General features: G+C 65.7%; 26 protein-coding genes. 9 read left to right on the top strand and 17 right to left on the bottom strand.

The window, feature by feature from the left end:
• The first annotated feature begins 3 nt into the window (after positions 1-3).
• Both CSEG_RS08690 and CSEG_RS08685 read left to right on the top strand, forming a co-directional pair.
• Positions 4-1,248, top strand: a complete 1,245-nt coding sequence (locus tag CSEG_RS08690; RefSeq protein ID WP_013078865.1) for an acyl-CoA dehydrogenase family protein — start codon at positions 4-6, stop codon at positions 1,246-1,248.
• Positions 1,248-2,057 carry a hypothetical protein gene (locus tag CSEG_RS08685; RefSeq protein WP_013078864.1) on the top strand — a complete coding sequence of 270 codons (810 nt, stop codon included), beginning with the start codon at positions 1,248-1,250 and terminating at the stop codon, positions 2,055-2,057. The genes CSEG_RS08690 and CSEG_RS08685 overlap by 1 nt, the downstream gene beginning before the upstream one ends.
• A gap of 773 nt (positions 2,058-2,830) precedes the next feature.
• On the opposite strand, the gene CSEG_RS08680 is transcribed toward CSEG_RS08685, so the two are convergent.
• The 4 genes from CSEG_RS08680 to CSEG_RS08665 all read right to left on the bottom strand — a co-directional run bounded on the left by CSEG_RS08680 (position 2,831) and on the right by CSEG_RS08665 (position 8,017).
• Complete coding sequence (locus CSEG_RS08680) at positions 2,831-4,909, bottom strand: TonB-dependent receptor (protein ID WP_013078862.1); 2,079 nt, start codon at positions 4,907-4,909, stop codon at positions 2,831-2,833.
• 83 nt (positions 4,910-4,992) lie between these two features.
• The gene (locus CSEG_RS08675) at positions 4,993-5,790 is read right to left on the bottom strand and encodes an SDR family NAD(P)-dependent oxidoreductase (RefSeq protein WP_013078861.1); all 798 of its coding nucleotides are present in this window, start codon (positions 5,788-5,790) and stop codon (positions 4,993-4,995) included.
• 43 nt (positions 5,791-5,833) lie between these two features.
• Entirely contained in the window at positions 5,834-7,123 is a 1,290-nt protein-coding gene (locus tag CSEG_RS08670; RefSeq protein WP_013078860.1) for an acyl-CoA dehydrogenase family protein, read from the bottom strand.
• Between the two features lie 66 nt (positions 7,124-7,189).
• Positions 7,190-8,017 (bottom strand): hypothetical protein, encoded by an 828-nt coding sequence (locus CSEG_RS08665; protein WP_013078859.1) that lies wholly within the window; start codon positions 8,015-8,017, stop codon positions 7,190-7,192.
• 409 nt (positions 8,018-8,426) lie between these two features.
• Here CSEG_RS08665 and CSEG_RS08660 point away from each other — a divergent pair, with 409 nt between their 5' ends.
• Positions 8,427-9,920 carry an aldehyde dehydrogenase family protein gene (locus tag CSEG_RS08660; protein ID WP_106907122.1) on the top strand — a complete coding sequence of 498 codons (1,494 nt, stop codon included), beginning with the start codon at positions 8,427-8,429 and terminating at the stop codon, positions 9,918-9,920.
• Positions 9,921-10,237: 317 nt separating this feature from the next.
• On the opposite strand, the gene CSEG_RS08655 is transcribed toward CSEG_RS08660, so the two are convergent.
• From CSEG_RS08655 to CSEG_RS08640, 4 genes are all read right to left on the bottom strand, one after another.
• The gene (locus tag CSEG_RS08655) at positions 10,238-11,692 is read right to left on the bottom strand and encodes a GntR family transcriptional regulator (RefSeq protein WP_013078857.1); all 1,455 of its coding nucleotides are present in this window, start codon (positions 11,690-11,692) and stop codon (positions 10,238-10,240) included.
• Entirely contained in the window at positions 11,689-12,933 is a 1,245-nt protein-coding gene (locus tag CSEG_RS08650; RefSeq protein WP_013078856.1) for an MFS transporter, read from the bottom strand. Before CSEG_RS08650 ends, CSEG_RS08655 begins: the two co-directional genes overlap by 4 nt.
• Before the next feature lie 64 nt (positions 12,934-12,997).
• Positions 12,998-13,402, bottom strand: coding sequence for a nuclear transport factor 2 family protein (locus CSEG_RS08645; protein WP_013078855.1), 405 nt, complete (start codon positions 13,400-13,402; stop codon positions 12,998-13,000).
• Between the two features lie 34 nt (positions 13,403-13,436).
• On the bottom strand, positions 13,437-14,921 hold the full coding sequence (locus tag CSEG_RS08640; RefSeq protein WP_013078854.1) for a carotenoid oxygenase family protein: 1,485 nt from the start codon (positions 14,919-14,921) through the stop codon (positions 13,437-13,439).
• Positions 14,922-15,185: 264 nt separating this feature from the next.
• Here CSEG_RS08640 and CSEG_RS23540 point away from each other — a divergent pair, with 264 nt between their 5' ends.
• Positions 15,186-15,311 carry a hypothetical protein gene (locus CSEG_RS23540; protein WP_018062443.1) on the top strand — a complete coding sequence of 42 codons (126 nt, stop codon included), beginning with the start codon at positions 15,186-15,188 and terminating at the stop codon, positions 15,309-15,311.
• A gap of 7 nt (positions 15,312-15,318) precedes the next feature.
• Here the strand turns inward: CSEG_RS23540 and CSEG_RS08635 are convergent, their stop codons facing one another.
• The 3 genes from CSEG_RS08635 to CSEG_RS08625 form a co-directional block, all read right to left on the bottom strand.
• Positions 15,319-15,711, bottom strand: a complete 393-nt coding sequence (locus tag CSEG_RS08635; protein WP_013078853.1) for a hypothetical protein — start codon at positions 15,709-15,711, stop codon at positions 15,319-15,321.
• Between the two features lie 115 nt (positions 15,712-15,826).
• Complete coding sequence (locus CSEG_RS08630; RefSeq protein ID WP_018062445.1) at positions 15,827-16,042, bottom strand: KTSC domain-containing protein; 216 nt, start codon at positions 16,040-16,042, stop codon at positions 15,827-15,829.
• A 17-nt stretch (positions 16,043-16,059) separates the two neighbouring features.
• Positions 16,060-16,242, bottom strand: a complete 183-nt coding sequence (locus CSEG_RS08625) for a hypothetical protein (protein ID WP_013078852.1) — start codon at positions 16,240-16,242, stop codon at positions 16,060-16,062.
• 112 nt (positions 16,243-16,354) lie between these two features.
• Here CSEG_RS08625 and CSEG_RS08620 point away from each other — a divergent pair, with 112 nt between their 5' ends.
• Positions 16,355-16,546, top strand: a complete 192-nt coding sequence (locus CSEG_RS08620; protein ID WP_013078851.1) for a DUF3606 domain-containing protein — start codon at positions 16,355-16,357, stop codon at positions 16,544-16,546.
• A gap of 8 nt (positions 16,547-16,554) precedes the next feature.
• Complete coding sequence (locus tag CSEG_RS21975; RefSeq protein WP_083778366.1) at positions 16,555-17,271, top strand: exodeoxyribonuclease III; 717 nt, start codon at positions 16,555-16,557, stop codon at positions 17,269-17,271.
• Here the strand turns inward: CSEG_RS21975 and CSEG_RS08610 are convergent.
• The gene (locus CSEG_RS08610) at positions 17,235-17,645 is read right to left on the bottom strand and encodes a thermonuclease family protein (protein ID WP_013078849.1); all 411 of its coding nucleotides are present in this window, start codon (positions 17,643-17,645) and stop codon (positions 17,235-17,237) included. The two genes, CSEG_RS21975 and CSEG_RS08610, sit on opposite strands and share 37 nt — an antisense overlap.
• 54 nt (positions 17,646-17,699) lie before the next feature.
• Here CSEG_RS08610 and CSEG_RS08605 point away from each other — a divergent pair, with 54 nt between their 5' ends.
• Together CSEG_RS08605 and CSEG_RS22865 are read left to right on the top strand one after the other, a co-directional pair.
• Positions 17,700-17,924 carry a hypothetical protein gene (locus tag CSEG_RS08605; protein WP_013078848.1) on the top strand — a complete coding sequence of 75 codons (225 nt, stop codon included), beginning with the start codon at positions 17,700-17,702 and terminating at the stop codon, positions 17,922-17,924.
• A 114-nt stretch (positions 17,925-18,038) separates the two neighbouring features.
• Entirely contained in the window at positions 18,039-18,242 is a 204-nt protein-coding gene (locus tag CSEG_RS22865; RefSeq protein WP_167535120.1) for a hypothetical protein, read from the top strand.
• A 673-nt stretch (positions 18,243-18,915) separates the two neighbouring features.
• Here the strand turns inward: CSEG_RS22865 and CSEG_RS23535 are convergent.
• The 4 genes from CSEG_RS23535 to CSEG_RS08590 all read right to left on the bottom strand — a co-directional run bounded on the left by CSEG_RS23535 (position 18,916) and on the right by CSEG_RS08590 (position 22,014).
• Positions 18,916-19,050, bottom strand: coding sequence for a hypothetical protein (locus CSEG_RS23535; protein WP_013078847.1), 135 nt, complete (start codon positions 19,048-19,050; stop codon positions 18,916-18,918).
• A 189-nt stretch (positions 19,051-19,239) separates the two neighbouring features.
• A complete protein-coding gene (locus CSEG_RS08600; RefSeq protein ID WP_041538246.1) occupies positions 19,240-19,476 on the bottom strand; it encodes a hypothetical protein in 237 nt (78 codons plus the stop codon).
• Between the two features lie 302 nt (positions 19,477-19,778).
• Positions 19,779-20,276, bottom strand: coding sequence for a GAF domain-containing protein (locus CSEG_RS08595; protein WP_013078846.1), 498 nt, complete (start codon positions 20,274-20,276; stop codon positions 19,779-19,781).
• 25 nt (positions 20,277-20,301) lie between these two features.
• Positions 20,302-22,014: a methyl-accepting chemotaxis protein gene (locus CSEG_RS08590; RefSeq protein WP_013078845.1), complete on the bottom strand. Its 1,713-nt coding sequence runs from the start codon at positions 22,012-22,014 to the stop codon at positions 20,302-20,304.
• Between the two features lie 472 nt (positions 22,015-22,486).
• Here CSEG_RS08590 and CSEG_RS08585 point away from each other — a divergent pair, with 472 nt between their 5' ends.
• Complete coding sequence (locus CSEG_RS08585) at positions 22,487-22,945, top strand: Rid family hydrolase (RefSeq protein WP_013078844.1); 459 nt, start codon at positions 22,487-22,489, stop codon at positions 22,943-22,945.
• Here the strand turns inward: CSEG_RS08585 and CSEG_RS08580 are convergent.
• Entirely contained in the window at positions 22,920-23,891 is a 972-nt protein-coding gene (locus tag CSEG_RS08580) for a LysR family transcriptional regulator (RefSeq protein ID WP_013078843.1), read from the bottom strand. The two genes, CSEG_RS08585 and CSEG_RS08580, sit on opposite strands and share 26 nt — an antisense overlap.
• Positions 23,892-24,198 lie beyond the last annotated feature (307 nt).

The following is a 24,198-nucleotide window of genomic DNA, read 5'->3' as shown; positions in this document are numbered from 1 at the left end:
ATCATGATCGCTGAGATGCGCGGCCAGCGCCCTAATCCGACGATTTCTGCTATCTCGCCGCCCGAGCCTGACCTGACGCCGGACCAGATGATCGCGCGGGCCGACGGCATGCGGGATCTTCTTCGCGAGCGTCAGGCCGCCGCCGAGGCGGCGGGCAACATCTCCCAGGAGACGAACCAGGCGATGGTCGACGCCGGATTCTACCGCGTCATCCAGCCGCGCACCTTCGGCGGCTACGGCTTTGATCTGCCGACCTATGTCCGGCTGGTGACGGCCGTCGCGCGCGGCTGCCCGGAAACGGCCTGGGTTCTGTCGCTCGTGCTGGGCCATGTCCACCAACTGGCCACCTATAGCTTGGAGGCCCAGATCGAGGCCTATGGCGAGACGGGCGACTTTCGCGCCCCCGAAGTCGCAGCGCCGCAGGGACGCGGCATCCCAGTTCCAGGCGGTTTCAGCGTCACCGGCGCCTGGGACTACGCGTCTGGTTGCGCGCATGCGACTCACATCCTGCTGACCTTCCTCGTCACTGATCCGCAGAGCGGCGCAACGACCATGCGCATGGGCCTCTTTCATCGCAGCGAATACGAGATCGTCCGCAACTGGGAGGTCATCGGCATGCAGGGCACGGGATCCGACCGGGTCGTGATGACAGACGTGTTCGTTCCCGACTATCGGGCCAAACCCTATCCCCCGTTCGACGCCGTCCCGCCGGCCGAGGCTTATGCCGAAAGCCCCCTGTTCTATGGCCCCGCCCGCCCCTTCATCGTCACCGAATCCGCCTCGGTGATCGTCGGCGCCGCCGAAGGCGCGCTCGACCTCTACGAGGAGAGCTTCCGGGCGCGCAAGGCGACCGGTCCGACCGGGGCGCCTCGCCAGGAACTGGCTGAGTATCAGTTGAACTATGGCCGCTGCCGGGCGCTCGTCGACACCGCCCGCGCGGCCCTGCTGCAAACCGCGACCGACTACATGGAGATCGCGCGGCGCACGCACGAAACAGGCCAGCCGTGTTCGGAGGAGGTCTTCCGGCGGCTGACCCTGGTGATCCTGCAGAGCATTCATCTGGCCCACGAGGCGGTCGACATCATCTTTCGGACGGCGGGCACGGCCGCGTCCAAGAAGGACGCCATGCTCGGGCGCTACTGGCGCAATGTCGGGGTGCTTCGCGGCCATCTCGCCCACCAGTCCGACAGCGCCTCGATCAACTATGGCCGCACCCATTTCGGTCAACCGCCGGTGGGGATCGCCTGATGACCAAGGCCGCGCTGATCGACCAGATGCACGCCTATCTCCGCGCACTCGCCGTCGGAGACGGGGCTTCGCTCAACTTGAGCCCGAACTTTCGCTATTCGGAGAACGGCGTCTTTCTTGCTGTCGGCGAGGGCCTGTGGGGCCGCGCGCCGCGCTTCGAGGGGATCCAGGCCTTCGCCGACATCGAAACGGGCCAAGTCGTATGCATGGGCGTGGCCTTCCTCGACGAACAGCCCCGGCCCTTTGCGCAGCGCTTGCTGGTCCAGGACGGCGCCTTGGCGGAGGCCGAGACAATTGTCAGCACCGATGCGAAGGGGCATTTCGCCGATGTCGAACAGCTCTTGAAGCCCGATATTCTCTACACTGCCGTTGTCCCCCCATCGCGCCGCGTCGACCGAGCCGGGCTGCGCGAAGCGGCTGACCGCTATTGGGAGGGCCTGGAGCAAAGCGACGGCCTGATCCCGCGGTTCAACTATCGCTGCGACAAGTACGACAACGGCGCCAAGACCACGAACACCTTGCGCACGCTGCTCTCGCCAGACGGCAAGGTGCACAGCTGCGCCTCGGCCCTGAATGACACCCGGGCGGCGCGTCCACGCGCTCGCGAGCGTCGCTATCCGGTGCTCGACACCGAACTGGGTGTCGCCGGCAGCTTTGTCGTCGTAGATTTCCACCCTATCCCCGACCATCCGCGGCCGGACGCCGGCGCCATGTATATGCTTGGTGTTTTCAAGGTGGTGGATGGCGAGCTGCGCATCATCGACGAGATTCGGGAATTTCTGCCCCTAGGGTCATCGGCCGGCTGGTAGGACTGCGAAGCCTTCCGTCCGACTTAAGGCGCTGTTCTTCGTGGCTCACGCGGCGTGAGACGGATGCGCGGTGGACGCTGCCTAATCGACGACGCTCGCTGAACGGCGCTGATCATCAACCCGATGACCAAGGCGCACTGGATGTGTTCAGCCAAGCCCTGACTAAGCGGCTAAACGCACGTGAGGTCCCCGTTAAACGGCGGCGGCCGGGGGGCGACCGGCACGGCGGAACTTCCGGTGAAGGCGGCAAATCGGAAATTTGTAGCCACGCCAACCCCGACGCCGCGCCGGGCCGCTTGCCCCCCCGGAGGAATCGCCAAACCTCGTCGCCGGGGCGATAGCAATGTTGGATCTCTGGAAAACGGATCGACGCGACCGAAGGAACCTTGCTCCGCGAGGCGCGCCCTTCCCTCGGTCGAGGCGCCCTTCTCTCAACCAAGGGCGCGGCTCATCGGAGCGCCCTCTCGAAGCCCGGTGGGGCGGCCGGCGTAACGTCAGCGCATTTGCGCCAACGCCGCGAAGGTGTCGCGAGCGGCATAGACTGGCGGGCCCTCATGGCCGCTCACGACCGCAGCGCCCTCACGGGACGGGCGCGGCGCGTCCGTCATGACCAAAGCCAAGATCAGGCTCAACAACAGAACTTTCATATCGGATTTCCACGAGGCTCAACCGTTTGGCGGCAAGGCCGGGCAAGGGGTCGCGAGGAAGGCATACGCAAGAACCAAGGGCGTCGGGCCGGCAGTATTCCCCCGGTCCGACGCGCTTAGCGGCGCCTAGCCCTTCACGTTCAAGGTCAGGCCAAAGGTCCGCGGCGGCTGCAGGCCGTAATCGCCGACGGCGGTGTTGGCCTTGAGGCTGACGATCCAAGCGTCCTCCAGGTTGCGCACGAAGAGACCGACCGACCAGCGGCTCTCATCGGCCGAGTAGGTCAGGTTGAGATCCGTGCGCGTATAGCTAGGCCTTTGGCTGTAGGCGGCCTGGGTGAACTCCGTGAAGTATTTCGACGAGTAGTTGGTCTGGATGCGTCCGGTCAGCGAGCCAGCCTGGAGGCGCCATTCATGCTGATAGGCCGCCATGCCGCTCAACGAGGGCGCGTGCGGCAGCTGCTTGCCGCTGACGTCGATCATGGCGCTGGCCGGGGTGGCCGGAATAACGAAGGCGCCGAACTTCGACTTCATCGGCGAGAGCGTCAGCTCGAACTGGTCGCGCTCGGTCGGGCGATAGATGGCCTGGAGCTCGGCGCCGTAAATCTTGGTGGTTCCCTGGCTGTTGAAGACGAGGGCGCTCAGGCCGCCGTAGTGCGCCAGGCCCAGGGTCGAGGTCTGGTAGTTGTCGTAGCTGTAGTGGAAGCCCGACAGGTTCAGCTGAAGGCGCCCGTCGAACAGGCGGCTCTTGATCCCGGCCTCCACCGAGCGAAGCTTCTCGGGCTTATAGGTGTCATAGCCGGGTTGGTCGGGGAGGAAGCCGCCCGCCTTGTAGCCCGTGGCGTGGGTGGCGTAGAGCATCACGTCCTGGGCCAGGTCGTACTGGACGCCAATCCGATAGTTGACGGCGTTGGACCGCAGCTTGCCGTCGAACGGCCCGACCGTGACGCCGCCGCCCGAGACGAGCGTGCCGATCTGGCTCTTGCGGTCGGCGGTGTAGCGAAGCCCGCCGCCCAAGCGCAGCCGGTCCGAGAGCGGAACGGTGATGTCGCCGAAGACGGCGTAGGACTTGGTCACCAGGTTGGGCTGGTCGTTGATGACGCCGTAATCGGGCAGGTTGGCGTAGTTGCTCAGGTCGCCGTGGAAGTAGTAGAGCCCCGAGACCCACTGGACCTTGGCGTCGCGGCTCGACGAGAAGCGCAGTTCGGTCGTGGTCTGGTTTTCCCGGGCCCGCTGCTGCGAATAGATGCTGTAGTTGGTGCCGGTGTAGTCGTAGACATAGCGCGAAAAGGTCGGGAGGAAGGTCACCCGAATGGGGCCGGCGTCCCATTCGGCCTTGCCGAACACCGTGACGAAATCCTGGTCGAGCGTGCCCGCCGGCTGGTGACTCACCACGGCGTGACGGGAACCTTCGGGCTCGGTGGCCAGGACCGAGCCAGGCCCGACGCCGCCCTCGTGCGCATAGGAGACGCCGGCCAGGACATCGAAGGTCGAGGTCGGCTCCCAGAGCAGCTTGAGCCGTCCGGCGAAGCGCTTGGCGTCGTCCTGCCCCGTGTCAAGGTAGCCGTCATGGGACTCGCTGCCGAAGGCCGCGCGCAGGGCCAGCTGCGAAGACACTGGGATGTTGAAGGCCCCCTCGGAGCGAATGAGGTTGTAGTTCCCGACGGTCAGCGACCCGCTGTAGCCGAACTCATAGCCCGGGTCGTTGGTCAGGATATTGACCACGCCTCCGGTGGCGTTGCGGCCATAGAGCGTGCCTTGAGGTCCCTTGAGCACTTCGACGCGGGCGACATCATAGAGGCCAGAGACGATCGTGCTCGCCTGACGCAGGTAGACGCCGTCGATATTGGTGTTGACGCCTGGATCGCCGGCGGCCGAGTCCAGCCCCGTGCCGACGCCGCGGATGTCGACATTGGCGCCCTTGTTGTTCACCTGCAGATAAACGCCGGGGACGTTGCTTAGCGCGTCATTCAGCGAGCCGACGCCGCGCTTGACCAGCTCGTCGCCGCCCAGGACGCTGATCGTGGCGCCCGTTTTCTGCACGGTGCTGTCGCGCCGTTCGGCGGTGACGATGATGTCGGCCACAACGTTCGAGCTTGGCGCCTGCGCACTCGCCGTTTCGGCCGCCGGCGCGGCCGTCTCCGCCATGGCCGAGCTGCACGCCGCCAAAGCCAGACCCGCGGTTAGCAAGGTTTTCTGGTACTTCATGGTACCCCTCCCTAGGTTTTTATTTGTTATCCGGAGAGTTTGGCGCAGCGCCGCCGCGAAACTAGACGGCGCTACTGCCGAGGTCACATCCCCCCGTCGACGACGAGATTGACGCCGGTAATGAAGTCCGCCCGCGGGCTGACCAGGAAGCAGACCGCCGCGGCGATATCCTCGGCCCGACCTATGCGACCCACGGTTTGACGGAAGACCCCTAGGGCGATCTCTTTCTCGTTATCCTGCCAGTCGCCGGCCATGCCGACCTCCTTGGCGATGCTGGCGATCTCGGCGTCGGACCCGGGCGTATGGATGATCCCGGCGCTGATGGCGTTGGAGGTGACGCCCGTGCCCGCCAGGCTGCGCGAGAACGAGCGTGAGAGATTGATCTCCGCCGCCTTGGCGGCCTGGTAGTCGGGGAAATTGGGCGGCTGATGGATGGCGATGGCGCTGGCGATCTGCAGCACGCGCCCCCAGCCGCGCTCGATCATGATCGGCGCCAGGCCTTCGATCAGCGTCACGGTCGAAATGACGTTCTGCTTATAAGTGGCGATCCAGTTGTCGCCGCCGGCGCCGATCCATCCGTTGCGCTCCCAGCCACCATGGCGGCCGCCGGCGTTGTTGACCAGGATGTCGACCCCGCCCAGGGCCCGGACTCTCTCGACGGCGGCCTTGGCCTGGTCGGCCTCCATCAGGTCGCCCAGGACGACAAAGGCGCGACCGCCAGCCTGGGTGATCTCGTCGGCGGTCTTGTTGGCGCGCGCCTCGTCGCGGCCGTGGACGACCACCTCGGCGCCTTCGGCCGCCAGCTGCAGGGCGATGGATCGCCCGATCCCTGAGCTGCTGCCCGTGACCAGGGCGCGTTTGCCGGTAAGTTCCAGTTGCATGATACCTCTTCGCGCCGCTGCGGACGCTGGCTTGGAAAAAGGATTAGGCGGCTTCGGAGGCCTGGCGCTGGGCCTTATCGACGCCGGGGACCGCGGCGGCGAAGGCCGCGAACGGCGGCAGGCCCAGCTGCTGGCGGCCGCTGATCTCGGCCGACGGATCAAGCCGGGTCGAGCCGTGGGTCAGGGCCACGCGGGTGTCGCGCGCGAACCGCTGGATCGGGTTTTTCAGGCTCACGGTCGCCGAGCCCAGGGTGAGCTGGATAAGATCGATGGCCGCGCCGCAGACGTTACCGGCATGGACGAAGTCCATCATGATCTCGGCCTCTTCGGCCGGCTCGAAGCCTTCGCCGGCGATGGCCTTGCGGTCGATGTAATCGGCGCGGGCAAAGATCAGCGCCTGGGCGGCGTTGATCATGGCGCGGGCCTTGCCGGCGGCCACCTGGATGGAGGGCGTCGCCGCCAGGGTGTCGTAGGGCAGGTTGAAGGGCTTTTTGTTCTCGGTCTGCTCGACGAAGCACTCATACGCGCCTTGGGCCATGCCCAGGGTGATGGCCATGGTCTCCATGGCCACGATCAGCATGAGGCCCAGGCCATCGAGCTGATAGCCAAGGCCCGAGAACCGCTGGCGCAGCCCATTGAGCTTGTCGGGCAAATGCGCCAGGTCTGCGAAACGGCCCTCGGGAACGAAGATGTCGTTGGGCGCGGTGACGCTGTTGCTCGACGAGCCTGAAAGACCCATGACCTTCCAGTCGTCGAGGATCTCGTACTGGCCCTTTTCCAGCAGCACCATGCCGCGCACGTCGTCGACCTGGACGCCCACGACCAGGAAGGCCGCGTGCTTGCAGCCGCTACCAAAGCCCCACTTGCCGCCGGCTTCGACGACATAGCCGCCCTCGACCTTGCGCGCGCGCTGGATGCGCTCGGAAAACAGCGAGGCGCTGGCGACAATGGGACCGCGCCAGTCGCGGGTGGCCGCGTAGACCTCGGCGACGGTCGCGTCCGGGAAGGTCAGGAACACGCGGGCAAAACCCGAAGCGATCATCGTCGTCCAGCCGGCCGAGCCGTCGCCGCGGGCGACCTCTGTGACAATCTCGGCCAGGTCGCGAGCGCCCAAGGCGGGGCCGCCGAACGCCGGCGGCGCAGACAAATTGAAGACCCCGGCCTCGGCCAATGCGTTGAGGGTGGCGGGCGGCAGGCAGCCCAGCGCCTCGCCCTCGGCCGCATGTTCGCGAATGAGCGGCCGCAGGGCGCGGACCTTATCGCGGATCTTCCGCCCCACCTCGGTCGACAGTGGCGACTCGTGGATGGCGCTGTCTTTCTTTGCCGTCGTCATGGCCAAACCTCCCAAAGCTGTTTGGCCAGGAGCGTAAGCCGGGGGTCTGCCTAAACCAGACGGCGGTTAGGACGACGTCGTCCAGACTTCTTCGGCGCCCAGCGGGATGATCTCCCGGATCTCGTCAAGGCTGCGGATCTCCCCGTCGCTGATCTTGAAGAGACCCGCCATGTAGAAGGTCCCGCAATCGGGCCGATCGATATGGGGCGCGGGATGGAAATCGACCAGGACGAAGCTCACCGCCACACCAAGCCGCGTGTCCAGGACGGGAAAGCGCCGGTTGCGCGCCAGCGGGCGGGCCGGCCGGGTGGCGTTGATGCAGCTGGCGGGCGTATGCACCGCAGCGTCCTGCGACAGCAGGATCGACAGGTTGTTGGTGATCTTCTTGCCGTTGTCATAGCGGTCGCAGCGATAGGCAAAGCGCGCCAGGCTGCCGTCGCTCTCCTCGAGCGCCTGCCAATAGCTGTCGGCGACCTGCCACAATCCGTCTCGATCGACGGCCCGGTGAGCTGGAATGGGGGCCTCGTAGAGCACGTCGGGCTTGAGCAGCTGGTCAACGTCGGCGAAGTGCCCGTGGCGGGCCGAGCTGATGATCTCCTCGACCTCGACGACGGTGTCATCTGCGATCATCAGGCGAAGGGCGTAGGGCGTGGGCGCCCCAGCGATCTGCGCCGCGCCGAAGACGGCCACCTGTCCCTGCGCCGGATCATCGAACATCTGCAGGCTCAGGATGTCTTCGATCAGCGGCGCCTGGCCGGGGCCCAGCAGCCGATTGTTCAGCGAGTGACGGAGCGCCCCGTCAGAGGCTTCACCCGACAGCCTCTGCTCGAGGAACAGCGCCGCCCGCGAACGGAGGACCGCCGAAGGTCCTGCGCCAATGTCGATCCCCTGCACGCGTTCTCTCCTGATTGAAACCTCAACCGATGGCGCCGCTGCGGGTAAAAACCAGACGGTGGCACTGCGCACCGCCCCTCGGCCGCCGACGACCGGCGCCCTGCGGCAAGCCCTCGAAGCCGTCGCGGCAGCGCGCACGACGGCTCATAACGCCGCCTGGCTTCGGCGCGCGGTCTTGCCGCGCTCGACAACGGGGTGAAGAGGTTGACCCGCGCCGTCTAGGGTCGCGAAACGCTGCGGATCCATCGCCCCACGGCGTCAGCTTTGGCGCGTTGAGCAACGCCGCGCCTCCGCGTCCCTTGGGCTTGGGGCGCGGGCGGTCAGTGTCGACCGCCCGATCGGGTTTTCCTACGTCTAGTTTAGGCGTGCGCCTTCGGGTCCTGTGTCACCAGCAGATCAACAAAGAGCAATGGCCGGCATCGAGAGCCGTTGCCCGATCGGGCGGGAGACTTACATGGCGCGAAATGACAGGAAGGCATTGCACCTGATCGGTGGCGAATGGATAGAAGCCGGCGAGCCAGGCGAAAGCTTCGATCCGGCCACCGGAGACGTCATCGGTACGTATAGTCTTGCGGGAGCGGCCGAAGCGGGCCTTGCGATCGCGGCCGCCGGCGGGGCGTTCACCGACACTGGCTGGAAGGACGATCATCGCCTTCGGGCCAGCGTCCTCAACGCGATGGCCGACGCATTCGAAGCTCGGTTCGACGAACTGGTGGCGCTGACCGGGCTCGAAAATGGAAAAGTGAACCTCCATGCTCAGATCGAGATCGGCATCGCGCCGCAGACCCTTCGCTATAACGCCGCGCTGGCGCTAACGGAGGCTGGCCGCGCGGCGGAACGCGCGCCGGGGCAGATATCGCTGACTCTGAAGCAGCCCGTGGGCGTCGCCGGCATCATCGCGCCGTGGAACTCCCCGTGCGCCCTGGTGACCCGTTCCCTCGCGCCGGCTCTGGCTGCCGGATGCACAGCGGTGATCATGCTGCCGCGACAGACCGCTCAGCTCAACCACCTGATCGCCCAGATCATCGCCGCCACCAAGGGTCTTCCTGCGGGTGTGGTGAACCTCATCACCGGAGGCCAGCAGGCGGGCGAAGCGATCGTCGCATCACCGCAAGTGCCCACGATCAGCTTCACCGGCAGCACCGCCACGGGCCGGGCCATCGCCGCCAATGCTGCGCCACGGGTCAAGCGCCTGGGACTGGAGTTGGGCGGGAAAACGCCGCTGATCGTGTTCGACGACGCCAATCTGGATGCGGTGACGCCCACCGCCGTGGCGGCGTTGACGGTGTTCTCCGGTCAATTCTGCATGACCGGCAGCCGCCTCTTGGTGCAGCGCGGCGTCGCCGCCAAGGTTGCTCAGGCGCTGGGCGAGGCGCTGTCGACCGTCCGCGTTGGTCCGGCCTCCGACCCTGCATCCGAGATGGGCCCACTGATCGACAAGGCCAATGTCGAGCGGGTCGACCGCATGGTCGAGGCCGCGATCGCCGCCGGCGCGAAGGCGATTGTCCGGGGCGGTCCGGTCACGGACGGCGAATTGGCCAAGGGCGCATTCTATCGCCCCACGCTGCTGGAAGTGACGGATAACCAGGCTGACATCGTTCAGCAGGAAGTCTTCGGTCCGGTGCTGGCGATGCAGGTTTTCGACACCGAAGCCCAGGCCGTCGCGCTAGCCAATGGCACCGAATATGGCTTGGCCGCCAGCGTATGGTCACGCGATCTGGATCGCCAGGTCCGTATGGCCAGGGCGCTTGACGCCGGCACGGTGTGGATCAATGGCTGGGCGGCGCTCTCGGATCAGTTCGAGGAGGGCGGGTTCAAGCAGAGCGGTCTGGGGCGCATGCGCGGCCTGGCGGTGCTGGAAGACTTCATCGAGCACAAACACATCTCGTTCGTCACCAGTTGAGCTCGACTGTTCGACTTGAGCTGAAGCAGGCGGTGCGTGACCGCGAGGATCTCGCACCGCAAGAGGTAGAGACGATCGACAAGCCGGGTCAGACCTTCAATCTCAGAAACACCGCTCGCGACGACCGTTTCCAATCTCCGCCTGGGCGTTTTCGACCGGCCGTCAGTCCGAGCGTGAGCTGTCTATTCGGACCGCCCCCGTTGCAGGCCGCTGCCACCGACGACCGCAAGCCCTCGCTTCAGTCAATGAGTGAGGCGATCCTGGCCAAGCCGCGACGTCCGACGTCATTGTCGCCCCTGCGTTCTCGCGTTGTGTTTCTAGGAGCCGAGGCTCGCCTTGCGCGCTCGCGCCAGGCCTTCGAGCTTGGCTTGCTCGGCGACCATCGCGCCAGCCCTGTCCTGAGCGCAGATCGCCCGAACCACCCGCTGAGTGTGCATGCGGTAAAGGCGGGTCACGGCTTCAGGCGCGACAAGCTGGCGATCCATGCGCCAGGTCATGAACGCCTTGACGCTGTCGATGCAGAGGCCAAGGAGAATGTTGTGCGCGGCATGCTGCTGGAAACGCTCGAAGCTTTGGAGCACCGCCACCGGCAAAGGCCCCTGCAAGTCGCCCAGGTCTTCACGCAGTTGCAAGAGCGCGATCCGGTCATCGAGATCGGCGCGATCGGCGGCCAGACCGGCGCATTCAATGCGCAGGGCGCCAAAGACCCGCTCGCCGTCTGCTTCATCCAGGCCGTGGGCCACGAAATAGGCGCAGAAGAGCCGGCTGAGCGGCGCGGTGCTGGGCAAGCGGGTCACAAGGCCCCTGCCCCTTCCCGGCAGCGCCACGGCGGTTTCGGCGTCCTCCATCAGGCGGATGGCCTGGCGAATGATGCTTTTGTCGACGCCGAACCGATCGGCCAGGTCGAATTCGTTGCCGATCAGGTGGCCACGGTTCCAGACGTGGGGCGGCGTGGTCGACATCAGGCTGTGAACCACCTGCATCGCCTGAGCTTTGAAACTTTGGTCTGGAGGCGCGCTGGGCGGATCGACATGACGCTCGTCCGACGCCTCGCCCACCTGGGCTTGGGTCCAGGGCAGTTGGACCTGGTGGATCCAATCAAGCCAGGCCGCGGCATCGAGGCCGAAAGCGATGCGTCGCCAGGGCGCCCCGCACCATTCCGCCTCGAGCGCAGTGTTCGCCGAGCGCGGTAGCAGGCTGGCGACGCAGGCGCCCAGCTCGGCCAGCAGAGGACTGGCGCTCGCGGCGATCAGGTCGGTTCCCAGCCCGCGCAGACTAAGGTCCGGCCGCGCGAAGAGCGCGACCAGCCGGTCCCTGGCCGCAACGGGCGTTTGCGCTGACGAGAACAGCAGCCGCACCGCGACCGCCATCAGGATCGTCCAGGTTTCAAGGACGCTGACACGATCGAGTTCGGAGACATAGGCATAGCCGTTGAGGCGGCCGCAAAGGTCTTCCAGGTCGGGGCGGATGACTTCGAGACCACCTTGGGGCCCACGCCGCATGCGGGCGTGCCGTCGACCTTCCAGCACGCGCACGACCTCTCGCAGAACATCGCGGCCCACATCGTATCGCTCGGCGAGGGCGGCCTCGCCGCCGAAGGACTGGCCCGCGGGCCAGCCGGCGCGCAGGAACTGGGTCTCCAGATCGTCTGCGATCAAGAAAGGCCGCTTGCTGCGCAGCTGGCCGCCGGTGACGCTTCGCACGAGCTCCGCCAAGGTCTGGCCCGCTTCGTCGGACGCGCCTGCGCAAGGGGTGGGCGCCGTCGTCTTCATGACACGCGTTCCGCGACGATCGACAGGCCGTGATCATCGTGGGCGGGGCGGGCCGGAGCGTTGGCCCGCGGCAGCAGGCCTATGGCGATGGTCGCGATCACTACGGCCAAGGCCGTGAGCGCAAGGGGCAAGACGTAACCGCCCGTGCGGTCGAACCCAAGGCCGATCAGCAGCGGCGCCAGGCCGATCGAGGCCATCGACATGGCCATCACGATCCCGAAGATTTCGGCCGACGCGCCAAGACCGAAATACCGGGTGACCAAGAAAGGCGCGAGGCCGGTGACGGCGCTCATGCCAAGCCCGACCAGCGCAGCCCCCAGGACCATGGTCGGCAAGGCGTTGGACGCCGCCATCAGCCCAAGCCCCGCCAGCGGCAGAGCGTAAAAGATTTGGATCGGTCGAATGCTGCGCGAGCGATCGGCGACATAGCTCGACAGGAAGGTGCCGGCGACACCCGACAGGAAGAGCGCCGACAGGACCAAGGCCGCCTGCGCGGGCGCGACGCTGCGGCCCGTCAGCCAGCTGACGACATGAACGCTGAACCCGATCAAGGCGCCGCTGGCCAAGGCGCTGGCGATCGCCAGTTGCCAGAAGGTGCGAGTCCTAAGGGCCTGGCCGGCTGTCACGTCGACCGGTTGAGGCCCCGGCATCTCCGAACCGCCGGCGGAATTGCGCCGCAAAAAGAGGAGCGCGGTCGCCGCGCCGACTACGGACACGACAAGCGCCAGCATCTGATAGCTCGTTCGCCAGCCGACCGTGGCGATCAGATGCTGGGCGAGCGGGGCTACGACGGCCTGGGAGCACATCGGCGCGATCGACAGGACGCAGCCCAAGGCCAGCGCCCTGTTCTTGTCGAACCAGGACGACACCACGCCCACAAAGGCCGGCGGCCCCGAAAGGGCGGCCCCCGCGCCGAGCAGCAGGGCGGCGACCCAGAACACCGCGCCATTGGAGCGGATCAACGACAGCAGGCCCATGCCCGACGCGACCAGGATAAGGCCCAAGGCGACCGGAATGCGCACGCCGATCCGATCAACGAGCCTTCCGCACAGCGGCATCAGGACCGCCGCGGACAGGGAGATGACGGTGATGATCTGGGGCAGGACCGCGCGCCCCCAGGCCAGGTCTCGCGAAACCGGTTCGAGGAAAACGGGGAACGAGCCCATGAACACGGCCGACATGCCGACGGCCATGCATATGGCGCTCGCCGCCATCGCGCTCCATCGCCGCCAATCGATCATCTTCCTCTCCGTTTCCTCATTTGCGGCGCTTTTTGCCGTCGTTCTCAAGCGACCCCGAACATGATCAGGGCTTTAGGGCGCCATCCCAGTGCTCGGCCAGCTTGCCGTCTTCGATGCGCCACATGTCGAACCAGTGGGTCCGGTAGGTCTTGGAGGGATCGGCTGGATCGGGCACATCGCGCGGCAGGATCATCACGATGCGATCGCCCTCGACCACGAACTGCGGCGGATCGGCCGCAGGGCGCATCTCATTTCGCGCGCGCTCGGCTTCGGGCGAGCGCGTGAAGGCGATGATGGCGTCCGCCCCGGAGGCGATGGCCGGATTGTGCTGGATGTAGCTTTCGGTCAGGTACGGCCTGGCCTGCTCGGCCGTGGCCGGATCGATGAGCAACTCCATCACCTTGAGGACCAGCGCGCAGGCCTCGTCCCTGTTCAGGGTCACGGGCTTGGCTTTAACGGCTTCTATCATCTGAGTTTCCTCCTCCTACCTTGTTCTTTTGCCATCAGGACCAGGCCGGAACCTGTGTTCCGTCGATCCAGGTGGAATGAATTCCCAGCCGCATTCGCATGGGCAGCTTGATCCTGGCGACCGGACCGGCCGACAGCCTCAAGCTCTCCAGCACGACCAGTTCGCTGCGGCCTTCCAGGGGATGGTTGAGCAGCGCAATCAAGAAGCCGTCGCCCTCGGGCGCGTCCTGCGACCGGGGGAAAAACACCGGATCCTGAAAGGTGGCGGCCGGACCCGGGTACCAGTTATCGCGCGCGCCGGTTTCTAGATCGAAATGGCTGAGCTGGTTGAACATCACCGGCTGCGGGCGACCGTTCTGGTCGGTGGCGAGCTTGCTGCGGTCCAGGGTCGGGACGAACACGTGACGATGCGAGCGCAGCTCGCGCCTGGGGTCGATATGGGGCCCCTCGCCGTTCACCGTGGCCAGGACCGTCCGGTCGCTCAGCGTCAGGGACGCGCCGTTATAGTCGATCCGCCAGCGCACCAGGGCGCTCGATACGCTTCCCGGGGGCGGCGCCTGACCGGCCCGATCGGTGATGACCGGCGCAAAGCCATTGCCGTCGGCTTCCAGGACATCGAAGACGATCTTGCCGTCCTCGTCTTCAAAGGCGTTGACCGTGTGGCCGGTGAAGCCGGGCGGACCACGAAACCAGCGAACGGTGTCGGCGTCGCCGTAGCGCGGCAGAATTCCGAAAATCTGCGGCATGTCGGGATCGTAGATGAAGTGCGGCCCGCCCGAGCGCAGACGCTCCAAATCGCTGGTGATCGGCATCAACGGCAGGATCGTGTAGTTCTCGGTGGCGGCGCAGTCATGGATCATGGCGCCGACGGGCGCCTCCAGCCAGGCCTCGTGCTCCACCTTGCCGGCGTCGTCGATCACATAGTAGGCGATATCGCGCGTGGTCTCGCCCTTGGCGGCGTAGCCGAAACCAATCAGTTTGCCCCGCTCACGATCGGTCTTCGGGTGAGCGGTGAAGGTCTTGCTGGTGATCCCACCCTCCGCGGTCCAAGCGCCTCGGGTTTCGAGGGTACCTGGATCAACCTCGTAGGCCAGGCCATCCTCCTTGCAGGCGAACAGCCGATCGGCATGGAAGAAGAGCGCGGTGTTGGCGGTCGTGCGGCTCTTGCCGGCCACCGAGGGGTCGTCGGAGAACGGGTCGCGGTAGTTGCCGAACAGGGAGCGGCGCGCCTGGCGCTCGAGGACGAAACGTTCGGTGCGGACATAGCGCGTGCGAAAATCGGCATGGCCATCCTTGAACCGGAAGGCGCGGACCGCGCCGTCGCCGCCAGCAGCCACGGTCATCAGATAGAGGTGGTCGACCTCAGGCGGAAAGGCCTGGTCGGGCACGGCCTGCACGAGGAGCCCGTCAATCTCCGCTGGAATCGCGCCGTCAGTCACTTCGAGGTCGTACACCTCGCCTTCGAACCGGCTGGGTTCGTCGATGCCCTGGGTCATTACTGCGGGAAACGGCCTCGTCATGCTCCAACTCCGTGACACGGCTCAAGCCGCAGGACACGTCGCAGGCTTAGGTCAGCGCAGGGGTTAAACCAGACGGAGGATAAGGGCCGAGGGGTCGATCTGTGAGCAGCGTCGTGAATCGAAGGCCGCCCGGCGCATTTCCCGCCCATCGCGAGCTTCCAAGGCCGCGCCGCGGGATCATCCTAACTTCTACGAGTTGGCCCGGGCCTCTCGGTTCGGCCGCTATTAGAACTTGAAAATAACCGCGAGGCTGCCGACCGGCGCTTGCCTCGCACGCCTCTGGCGCGGTGCCCGCAAGGCGCGCCCCAGGCGCCGGCCCTGACCGATTGGGCCTGGCCCGATTTGAGCCGCGCCCAGTTGCGCGAGCACGTCATCGAGCCGATCGGCTAAGACCCGATCACCCCGCTTGGCCCAGGTCCAGCGACACCAGAAAGGCTTCGATCAGAGGTCGGGCGAGGCTTTCGAACCTGGCCGCCGAGATGCTCGGGATGCGGGCGGCCAAACCGCCATGACTTTTTGCGATGCTCCCACCCGTGAGGCCCACAATCAGCTCTAGCTGGGCGTGGGCGTCGCGCGGACCAGCGCCCGCGCCCAGCCCCTCGATCCTGGCCCCTGCGGGGAACACGAAGCCGTAGACGATGACCGGCCGCGACGCCTCGGCATAGGCCTCCAGGCGCTCGCGCCTCTGGGCGACATCATCAAAATCGATGAGGACCGCGTCGTCGCGCAGAAGCGGTTCGGCCTCGGCGTGCGAAGCGTCCGCGGTCAGGACCGCATGGCGTTTGGGCATGACAAGGATGTGGGGGCTGGCGCCCGTGCGCGCCAGGGGTCGGCCGGCCCGCGGGCGCTAGAGGGCGAGCAACACGGGCCGGCTTTCCATCCACCAATCTCCCTAGAGGCGGACCTTAGAACAGCGATCGCGGCTGGCCAGGGGTTCCTGCGACGGCCTCGGCGTCAAAGCGATCGCGAATAGCCTTGTTGAAATACTCACCCTTGGCCAAGGCCAGGCGCAGCCCCTCGGCGACGTCGGCGGGCACGGCGCTATAGGCATAGGCGCGCCCGCTCACGAAGGTGATGGTCAGGACTTGGTTCGCCGCATCGTAGGCGAAGGCCTTGATCACCGCGAGGGCATCGGCGCCTAGTGCTTTGGGCGGTCGCCGCGGTCGCCTTGGCCGCGGCCGGCGTCGTACTTGGCGTGCTGGCGCTGGTCGGCGGCCAGCGACTTGCCGACGTCGACGGACTCCGTGATGCGGCCTTGGTCGTCGCGCCGGATATAGCGTTTGTCGCCAGGATTGGGCTCGATCAGTTCGCGTTTGGACATGGCTGTAAGTCCTCCTTCGAAAAGGCGAATCCGCAGGCTGCCCAATCTGTTCCACGCATCGGCCCATGGAACGCGGTCGGTGAGATGGCGCTTGTGCTGTCCGGAGGACGCCATGACCCGCCAGCCTTATGACGAGCCAGGCCAGGTTGGGCCAATCGATGTGGAGGACGAGGCCGCCCTCGCGCGATGGGCCGAGCGCTTGGGCTTTGACACCGACGCGGTGCGTAACGCGGTCATCGCCGTGGGACCTGACAGTAAGGCCGTGGCGTTGCGGCTGAAATCGGCGCGCGGCGCGGCCGACTAGGTCCGCCCTTGCGCATCGCCACCCTGAACATCAACAATGTGCTCAGCCGCTTTGACCCACTGATCGAATGGCTCGATGACACCCAGCCCGACGTCGTCTGCCTGCAGGAGCTCAAGGCGCAGCAGGGCCGCTTTCCAGCCGAAGCCCTGGGGCAGATGGGCTATGGCGCGGTGTGGAAGGGCCAACGCGCCTGGAACGGGGTGGCGATCCTGGCGCGCGGCATGACCCCGGTCCTGACGCGCAGCGCCCTGCCCGGCGAGCCCGACAGGAGCCAATCGCGCTACATCGAGGCGGCGGTAGACGGCGTGCTGATCGGCTGCCTTTACCTACCCAACGGCAATCCAGCGCCCGGCCCCAAGTTCGACTACAAACTGGCCTGGTTCGAGGCGCTCCTGGCCCACACCCAGAGCCTTCTGAATACCGGAGCCCCCGTCGTCCTGGCCGGCGACGACAATGTCGTGCCGACCGAGGCCGACATCTATCCCAACCATTCCTACTGGCCGCCACTCTGGCGTTCGCCATGTCGGCCGCCGGCGCCAGCTTCGCCGCCGCACCTTGCCGCGACGCCAAGGGCAAGTTCATCAAATGCCCGGCCGCCGCTGCCCCGGCCAAGCCGACCAAGTGCAAGGACGCCAAGGGCAAGTTCGCCAAGTGCGGCACGCCGGGCGCCAAGCCGGTTTAGTACTGATCAGCGCGCCTGGGCTTGCCCGGCCCAGGCGCCATGACCGGCCGATCTAGCCTCGCTCTCGGCCCTGGCGTAGAGCCCCTTGCTGTAGCGACGGTACTCCGTCGCAAAGCCCGACCGGATCACCGCCGCGTTCACGTCAGAGCTGACGCTCGACCAGCACTTGCCAACGAAACGGCCGTAGCGGTCGCGTTCGACGAACCGGCAGCCCACCCGGCCGCGCGTCAGACGGATCAGCTCGTCTCGGGCGTCATAGGCGAAGGGCTCCGCCGGCGTCTGGCCGCGGAGGACCTCAGGCGCGTCGACGCCGAACAATCGGACCCGCTCGGCACCACACCGGATCGTGTCTCCGTCATGCACGCTCGGATCCGTGCAGGCGATGATGCTGGCGGCGGCGATGATCAGGAGCGGCATGCCGTCGCTCTACGCGAGTCGGATCGTTCACGCTCCTCATCGTGTTGCGACCACATGGCCGAGCCGAAGACGGTGAAGATCGTTGAACGCGGGATGCTCTGGAACGCCTGCTACGACGTCCGGGACGGCGAAGTCGTGGTCTTCGGCGCCTACGGCTCTGACCGGGCCACACTACCGAGAAAGGGCGACCCTGTCGCCGTAGCCAAGGATGTGCTGCGCGGCCTTGTCGATCGGTGGGAGCCGGCGAGCGCCCGGCGTCCGGTGAAGCGGCGGCCGTAACCCGTTGACTGCGGCGCCGCACCGCTCCACTGGGCGCCTGTGCGCATCCGCCGCGCCCCTCCTGCGATCCCGGCGCCTCTCCACATCTATACGAACTCGATGTAGTTCATCGACGTGACGAGCGCGCTGAACCTCGGCGCGCCTAGGTTTGCTTCGACCAACGCGGAGATCGTCCGTCCAGCCTCCTGGCTGCGCGAGAACCTTCATTCGCCGGCGCACCTAATGATCGCCCAGTTTCCCGAGTACGGCGAGAACCACGAGATCGAACTCGAAGACGTCTTGGACGGTGAGCCTTTCGGCTGCACTGGCGCAGTCTAAGCGAGCCGTTCGGCGCGGAGCTTGAGCGGGACTTCCGGCAACACCGGTAGAGCGGGTCCAGTTAAGTGGCGGCCCTGGCCCTTCCCCCTCGTGGGGTGAACGATGCCAGCGCCTTCCCTTTGACCGAAAGCAGGGGGTGCGAGACGGAAGCGCCGGGCGCCGGTCACACGCTCAGCATCATTAAACTACGCCGCGTTCCTTAGCATCAGCGACGGGAGTATCCGAAAGCCCAGCCACTGAACTTTTCCGCTGCTCTTGAACCTCTCTCAGATCCTTTCGCCACCCCAGCCACCCTGTCGAGATCGCCCCGCCAGCGCAATTAGGCATGCGGCCAACGACACCCAAAACTCGGGCTTTTGTGGCTCCCTAGAACTCTTCAAAGTGTCTGCGACGGCCGAGACTTTATTTGGCGCGACGACGCCTCCCGCAACTGCGGCCTCTCGGGCCGCTGGGTTCGACTGTGGTCGGGTCTGTCGATCAACTGCGCCGGCGGATCTCGCCATCCGCGCAGCTAGAAACTCACTCAAAAACGCGCGGTACTCTTTGTCAGTGAGGGGGCGTCCAAGAGCACGCTCGACGAATTGCAGATCCTCGGTCAAGCGGTCCAAATCATAGCTCGGCCCAATCAGTCGTTCGCTCTCCACCTCTTGCGCCAGCAGCAAAGACTGAGTGGCTAGCGCAATCTGCCGAAGCGGACCTGATAAGGAACGGCGTCTAGGTCGTCGCGATAGTCCAATGCCGCAACGCTTCCGGAAAGTAGCGCCGTCACGGCCATAATCAGGACCTGGCGCTTGAACGAGAAACCCATGATGCCCCCTCGATCACGAGGCGATCCTGACGCGCCCGCTCGCCTGGCGCAATCGACGCGTGCACAATGCGGATGGCTCTGGATTATCACCCGTTCCAAGCCGCCGGACTGAGGTCCCCGCCCCACCACCCACCGTGGGGCCTTGGGCCGGCTGGCGCTGATGGCTCTCGGCGGCCGGCCCGCTTTCTTTCAGCGTCGCCGGCTTGGCGCCTCGATCTCCCAAGGCCGAACCCACAGCGCTCCAACTACCAAGCCGAGCGCGCACGCCGACAAGCCAACAGGCCAGGACACAGGCCCGAGAAGCCTCAGCACGACCAGCAGCACGACGCTGACGAGAGCGCCGATCAACGCGACGCCCACCGCGCCCATGACCAGCTTCTCACCGCGCGAGAGCGGCTGCTCGCCGTGCGGCCAGTTGTTCGCCAATGACGACCTCCATGCACACCGCCTCCATAGCAAATCGTCCGCCATCCCGAAACATTGCGGGCTGGGTCGGCGTCGAAAGCATGACCGCAGGCCATTGCCGGGGCGCGCCTCTTTGGCCGCGTCGCGCCAGTTGCTGACGTTGGTGCATCTCCGGCAACCGGACATTCAGCGCACCCGGCATAGGGCCGGGATCGACGCTGTGCAGCCGTTGAATTAAGGCTTCAGCGAGCCGGTAACTTCGGCGGGCCGGCATAGCTCCCGGCTGTGCGCGCGCGTCGCAAACTCGGCGTCGCCTATATGGCTTATGCTTTGGGTTCCATGACGTTAGCCAGGACTCCATGGGACAGAAGCTGGATGTCGACATATTGAGCGATCTTGCTCAACTTTTCGATCTCGCCCGGCCTGATGCGCCGCGGGCTTGTTCCAATGACGCAAAGCGCCCCGACGCCGCCCGCCAGCCTGATCCCCGCATAGAATCGGATGGCCGGAGCCGAGGTCACCAGGGGATTGTTGGCGAACCGCTCGTCCTTCGTCGCGTCCTCCACCACCATGCAGTCTTCGGTTTCGATCGTGTGCGAACAGAAGGACACGGCTCTCGATGTCTCCTTGGCGCCCAGACCGATAATCGTCTTGAACCATTGCCGCTCGGCGTCCACGAGACTGACGGCGGCGATGGTGGTTCCCGGAACCACGCCGAGGGCTTGTTCCGCCAGGCCGCGAAACAGGTCGTCGCCCGGCGTGTCGAGTATGCCCAGGGCGTGCAGGCGCTGCAGTCTCTGGGCTTCAGATGGAGCCGTCATTGTCTGATCCTGTCCAAGACTCGGCTCAACGGCCGGAAGCGGCGAGCCGAAGCGGAGCGCCTGCGCCTTCAAGCCGCGCCAGTTCGCTCTGGCCGATACGGAACTGATCCATCAGCGCCGCCAACTCGGCCGCCTCGGCCCTGAGCCGAGAAGCCGCGCTTGTCGCCTGCTCGATCATGGCGGCGTTCTGTTGAGTCATCTGGTCCATGTGGTTCACCGCGATATTGACCTCGCCGAGGCCTGTCGCCTGCTCGCGCGCGGCCACCGCCATCTGCGAGAGCAGGGAATCGATAAGGTCCACCTTCTCCGTGACGCCGCCCAGGGCGCTGACCGTTTCGCCGACCAGCTCAACTCCCCGCTTCACCTCCTCCGAACTCGAGGCGATCAAGGTCTTGATTTCGCGGGCGGCGACCGCCGAGCGCTGGGCCAGAGCCCGCACCTCCTGCGCCACGACGGCGAAGCCCCGGCCGGACTCTCCGGCGCGAGCGGCTTCGACGCCGGCGTTCAGCGCGAGGAGGTTGGTCTGAAACGCGATCTCGTCCATGACCCCGATGATCAGGGTGATCTTCTTCGAGCTGTCGCTGATCTCGTTCATCACGGCGGCGGCGCTTTGCAAGACGGTGCTTGAAAGCGCTGTCCCTGTTCGCGCGCCGGACGCTGCGACCGCCGCCTGGAAAGCGCCTTCGGCCGTCTGTTTCACCGTGGCGGTGATTTGATCGAGCGCCGCGGCGGTTTCCTCAAGACTGGCCGCCTGCTGCTCAATTCGGCGCGACAGCCCATCCGTTGAGGCTGCGATCTCCTGATTGCCCACGTTGATCGTCTTCGCCCCCGCGACCACCCGCGACATGGTGGCCTGCAGCCCGTCCAGGGAGGTGTTGTAGTCAGTTCGAAGCGCCTCGAAAGCGAGATCAAATGGCCGGGTGAGCCGGTGAACGAGATTGTTGTCCGCGAGCTGCGCCAGCCCATCGGCCACCTCGGACACAGCGCGAACACGACCGGTCACGTCCGTGGCGAACTTGACGACCGAGGTGACATTCCCCTTCAGGTCGAAGATCGGGTTGTAAGAAGCCTGAATCCAGACCGGCTGTCCCGAGCGGCTCAGGCGCTTGAACTCGCCGGAGACGAACTCACCCGCATTCAGCTTTGCCCAGAGCTCGCGATAGGCGGCGGATTGAGCATAGGCGTCGTCAACGAACAACCGGTGATGTTTGCCTTTGATGTCGGAGAGTTTGTAACCGACGAGTGCGAGGAAATTGTCGTTGGCGTCCTTGATCTCGCCGTCGGGCGTGAATTCAATCACGCCCTGTACGCGGGAAATCGCGTCGATCTTGGCCTCGAAAGCCGCGTGCTTCAGGTGCGCCGCCGTGGTGTCCGTCGCCACCTTGACAATACTTGTCACCTGACCACGGGCGTTGCGGACCGGATTGTAGGAGGCCTGGATCCAGACCTGTTTGCCGTGATTGCCGAGGCGCAAATATTCCTGGCTGTCGAACTCGCCACGACCAAGTTTTAGCCAAAAGTCTCTGTAGGCCTGAGATCGGGCGAATTCGGGATCAACAAAGAGGCTGTGGTGCTTGCCGACGATCTCGGCAGGCTCATAGCCCATGAGCCGGCAGAACACGGCGTTTGCGGCCAGGATGGTTCCCTTAGGATCGAACTCGATAATCGCCAGCGCCTTGTCCAAGGCCTCGACGATACGACCAGGCTCCGATCGATACTGCCGCGAGAAACCCATCATTTGGCTAGCCCGTGTCTTGTCCGGCCTCAGCGCAGGGGCGCCCAGCCGCGGTCTTAACCCTACGCGCCCGGCATTCGCCGCAGGTTAAACGCAGCGTGATAAATGGACGTCGCGGTTGCGACTGACTGTCGCGGTTTGAGCTCCGGGCCGATTGACCGCGGCGGTCGCTTTACCGGCGACGCGGAAGCGAGACACCAGCCGAGTCAGTTCGCTCGCCTCACCCTCCGCAGTCGGTCGCGGCGTCTGCTTCTTCGGCGTGGTCGCGCCAGAAGCGGAACTTGGGGGCCCTGCGGCTATAGGACATTCAGCTGCAGCCCTTCCCGAGCCTCTGAACATGCCCCTGCGGGCTCCTGGGTCACGGCATTTTCGCGTGATTGGTTCGGCAAGAACGCTGTTTGAACCGCGCCCTCGATTGCTGCGATCACTCCGTCGACGCCGAGCCCACAAGGGCCGGCCATGCAGGAGACGCAACATGACGACGCCAAGCACAGCCATCGAGAAGCAAGCCGCCTATCTCGGCGTTCCGTGGGAGGACGCCTACGGCTACGCCCAGGCGATCAAGGTGGGGAACACGATCCGCGTGTCGGGCCAACTGAGCCACGACGACCAGGGGAATCTGATCGCGCCAGCCTCGCTGGACAGGAACGGTCGCCCCTCCGACTTTTCGGCGATGGAGGCGCAGATGCGCGCCACCTACGCCAACGCGGCCAAGGTTCTGGGGCAGTTCGGGGCCAGCCTTGACAACGTCGTCGAAGAAACCCTCTTCGTGCTGGACGTCGATGCGGCTTTCGCCGTCGCGTCAAGGGTTCGAGGCGAAGCCTACGACGTTGCGCGCCCCAAGGTGGCCAGCAACCTGATCGGCGTGTCGCGCCTGGCCTTTCCCGCACAGATCATCGAGATCACCTTTACCGCGATACTCCCGGAAACCTGACCGAGCGCCAGAGATGGTCCGGTGCGGCGCCGTGTACGGAGGTGGCGCCGAGCCGTCCCTCGACGAGCTCGCGGCTATGGGCGATGGCTTCGGAGCAATGGGTCATGAACGCGTAGACGCGACCCGACCGGCGGATATCGGGGTGGGTCAGCAGCCAAAGGTCGTCACTGAGCGCAGGTTCGATAGGCCCGATCCGTTGCAGGTCGGGTGATAGGTCCCCCAGCATGCAAGGCAGGTACCCTACGCCCATACCCGCTGCGATGGCCGCCGCGGCGCCGGCCACCGAGTCTGTACGGTAGCCGATGGCGTCTGGTGGCACGCGCGCCGCCACAAAATCGGCGGCCTTCAAGCCTGAAAGTCTGCCGCCGTAGGACACCCATTGTCGGTCAGGTCCAGCGTGACTGTCGGCGACCTTGTCCGACCAGGCGCGGTAAGGAGCCCAGGCGATCATAGAGACCTTCCGCCCGAACAGATTCTCCGGCGGTTTCTCGGTTGCGCGGATGGCGATGTCAGCCTCGCCGCGAGCCAGGTTCAACGCGCCGTTGCCGACGGTGACTTCGACTCGAACCGCTGGATTGCATGCCTTGAACGACGCGATCATCGGCGTGAGGAAGTAGAGCAGAAGCGAGTCGCTGGTCGTGATGCGCAGTTCTCCGGCGTGCCCATGCGCATGGCCTGAGACCCGCCGGGCGACGCCGATCACATCCAGTTCCACGCGCTCGGCAAGGGCCACCACCTCCCCGCCCTGCGCTGTGGCGACATAGCCAGCCCGGCGGCGGTCGAAGAGCGCGACTCCTAGCACCTCCTCGACCTTGGCGAGCCGGCGCGTGATCGTCGTGACGTTAATGCCCAGCGTCTGGGCTGCCGCCGCCAGCGCGCCTGTCCGAGCGACGGCTTGGACGACCCGAAGGTCGTCCCAGGAAAGCTTGCTAGTTGGGTCGCTCATGCCGGCGTAGTTTCAATTTCGACCACTCGTTGGGCAATGCTCAAGCCGTATGATCGAGATGCTTCGCGAAATCACGGCCCTTTTGCGAGATCAGTGGATTTGCTGCCGAGAGAAGCGGCGGGCGGGTCACTTTGCGCCTCAGGGTGCCGCCTGACTGGATGCTACCGCGTCTGTTTGATTGCATAAAGCGCCAAAAGCGGAACTTGGTAGCGCTCCAGCTTCTAGACCTTCAACCACCGACTTCGACGGTCAGGCACGGCCCCACATGCGCCCTGATGGGAGGTGCGTCGGGAGACGCGCACCCGCA

The sequence above is a fragment of the Caulobacter segnis ATCC 21756 genome (assembly GCF_000092285.1).
GTDB lineage: Bacteria > Pseudomonadota > Alphaproteobacteria > Caulobacterales > Caulobacteraceae > Caulobacter > Caulobacter segnis.
Note: the sequence above shows the minus strand (reverse complement) of the source record. Positions and strands in the feature narration are given on the sequence as shown.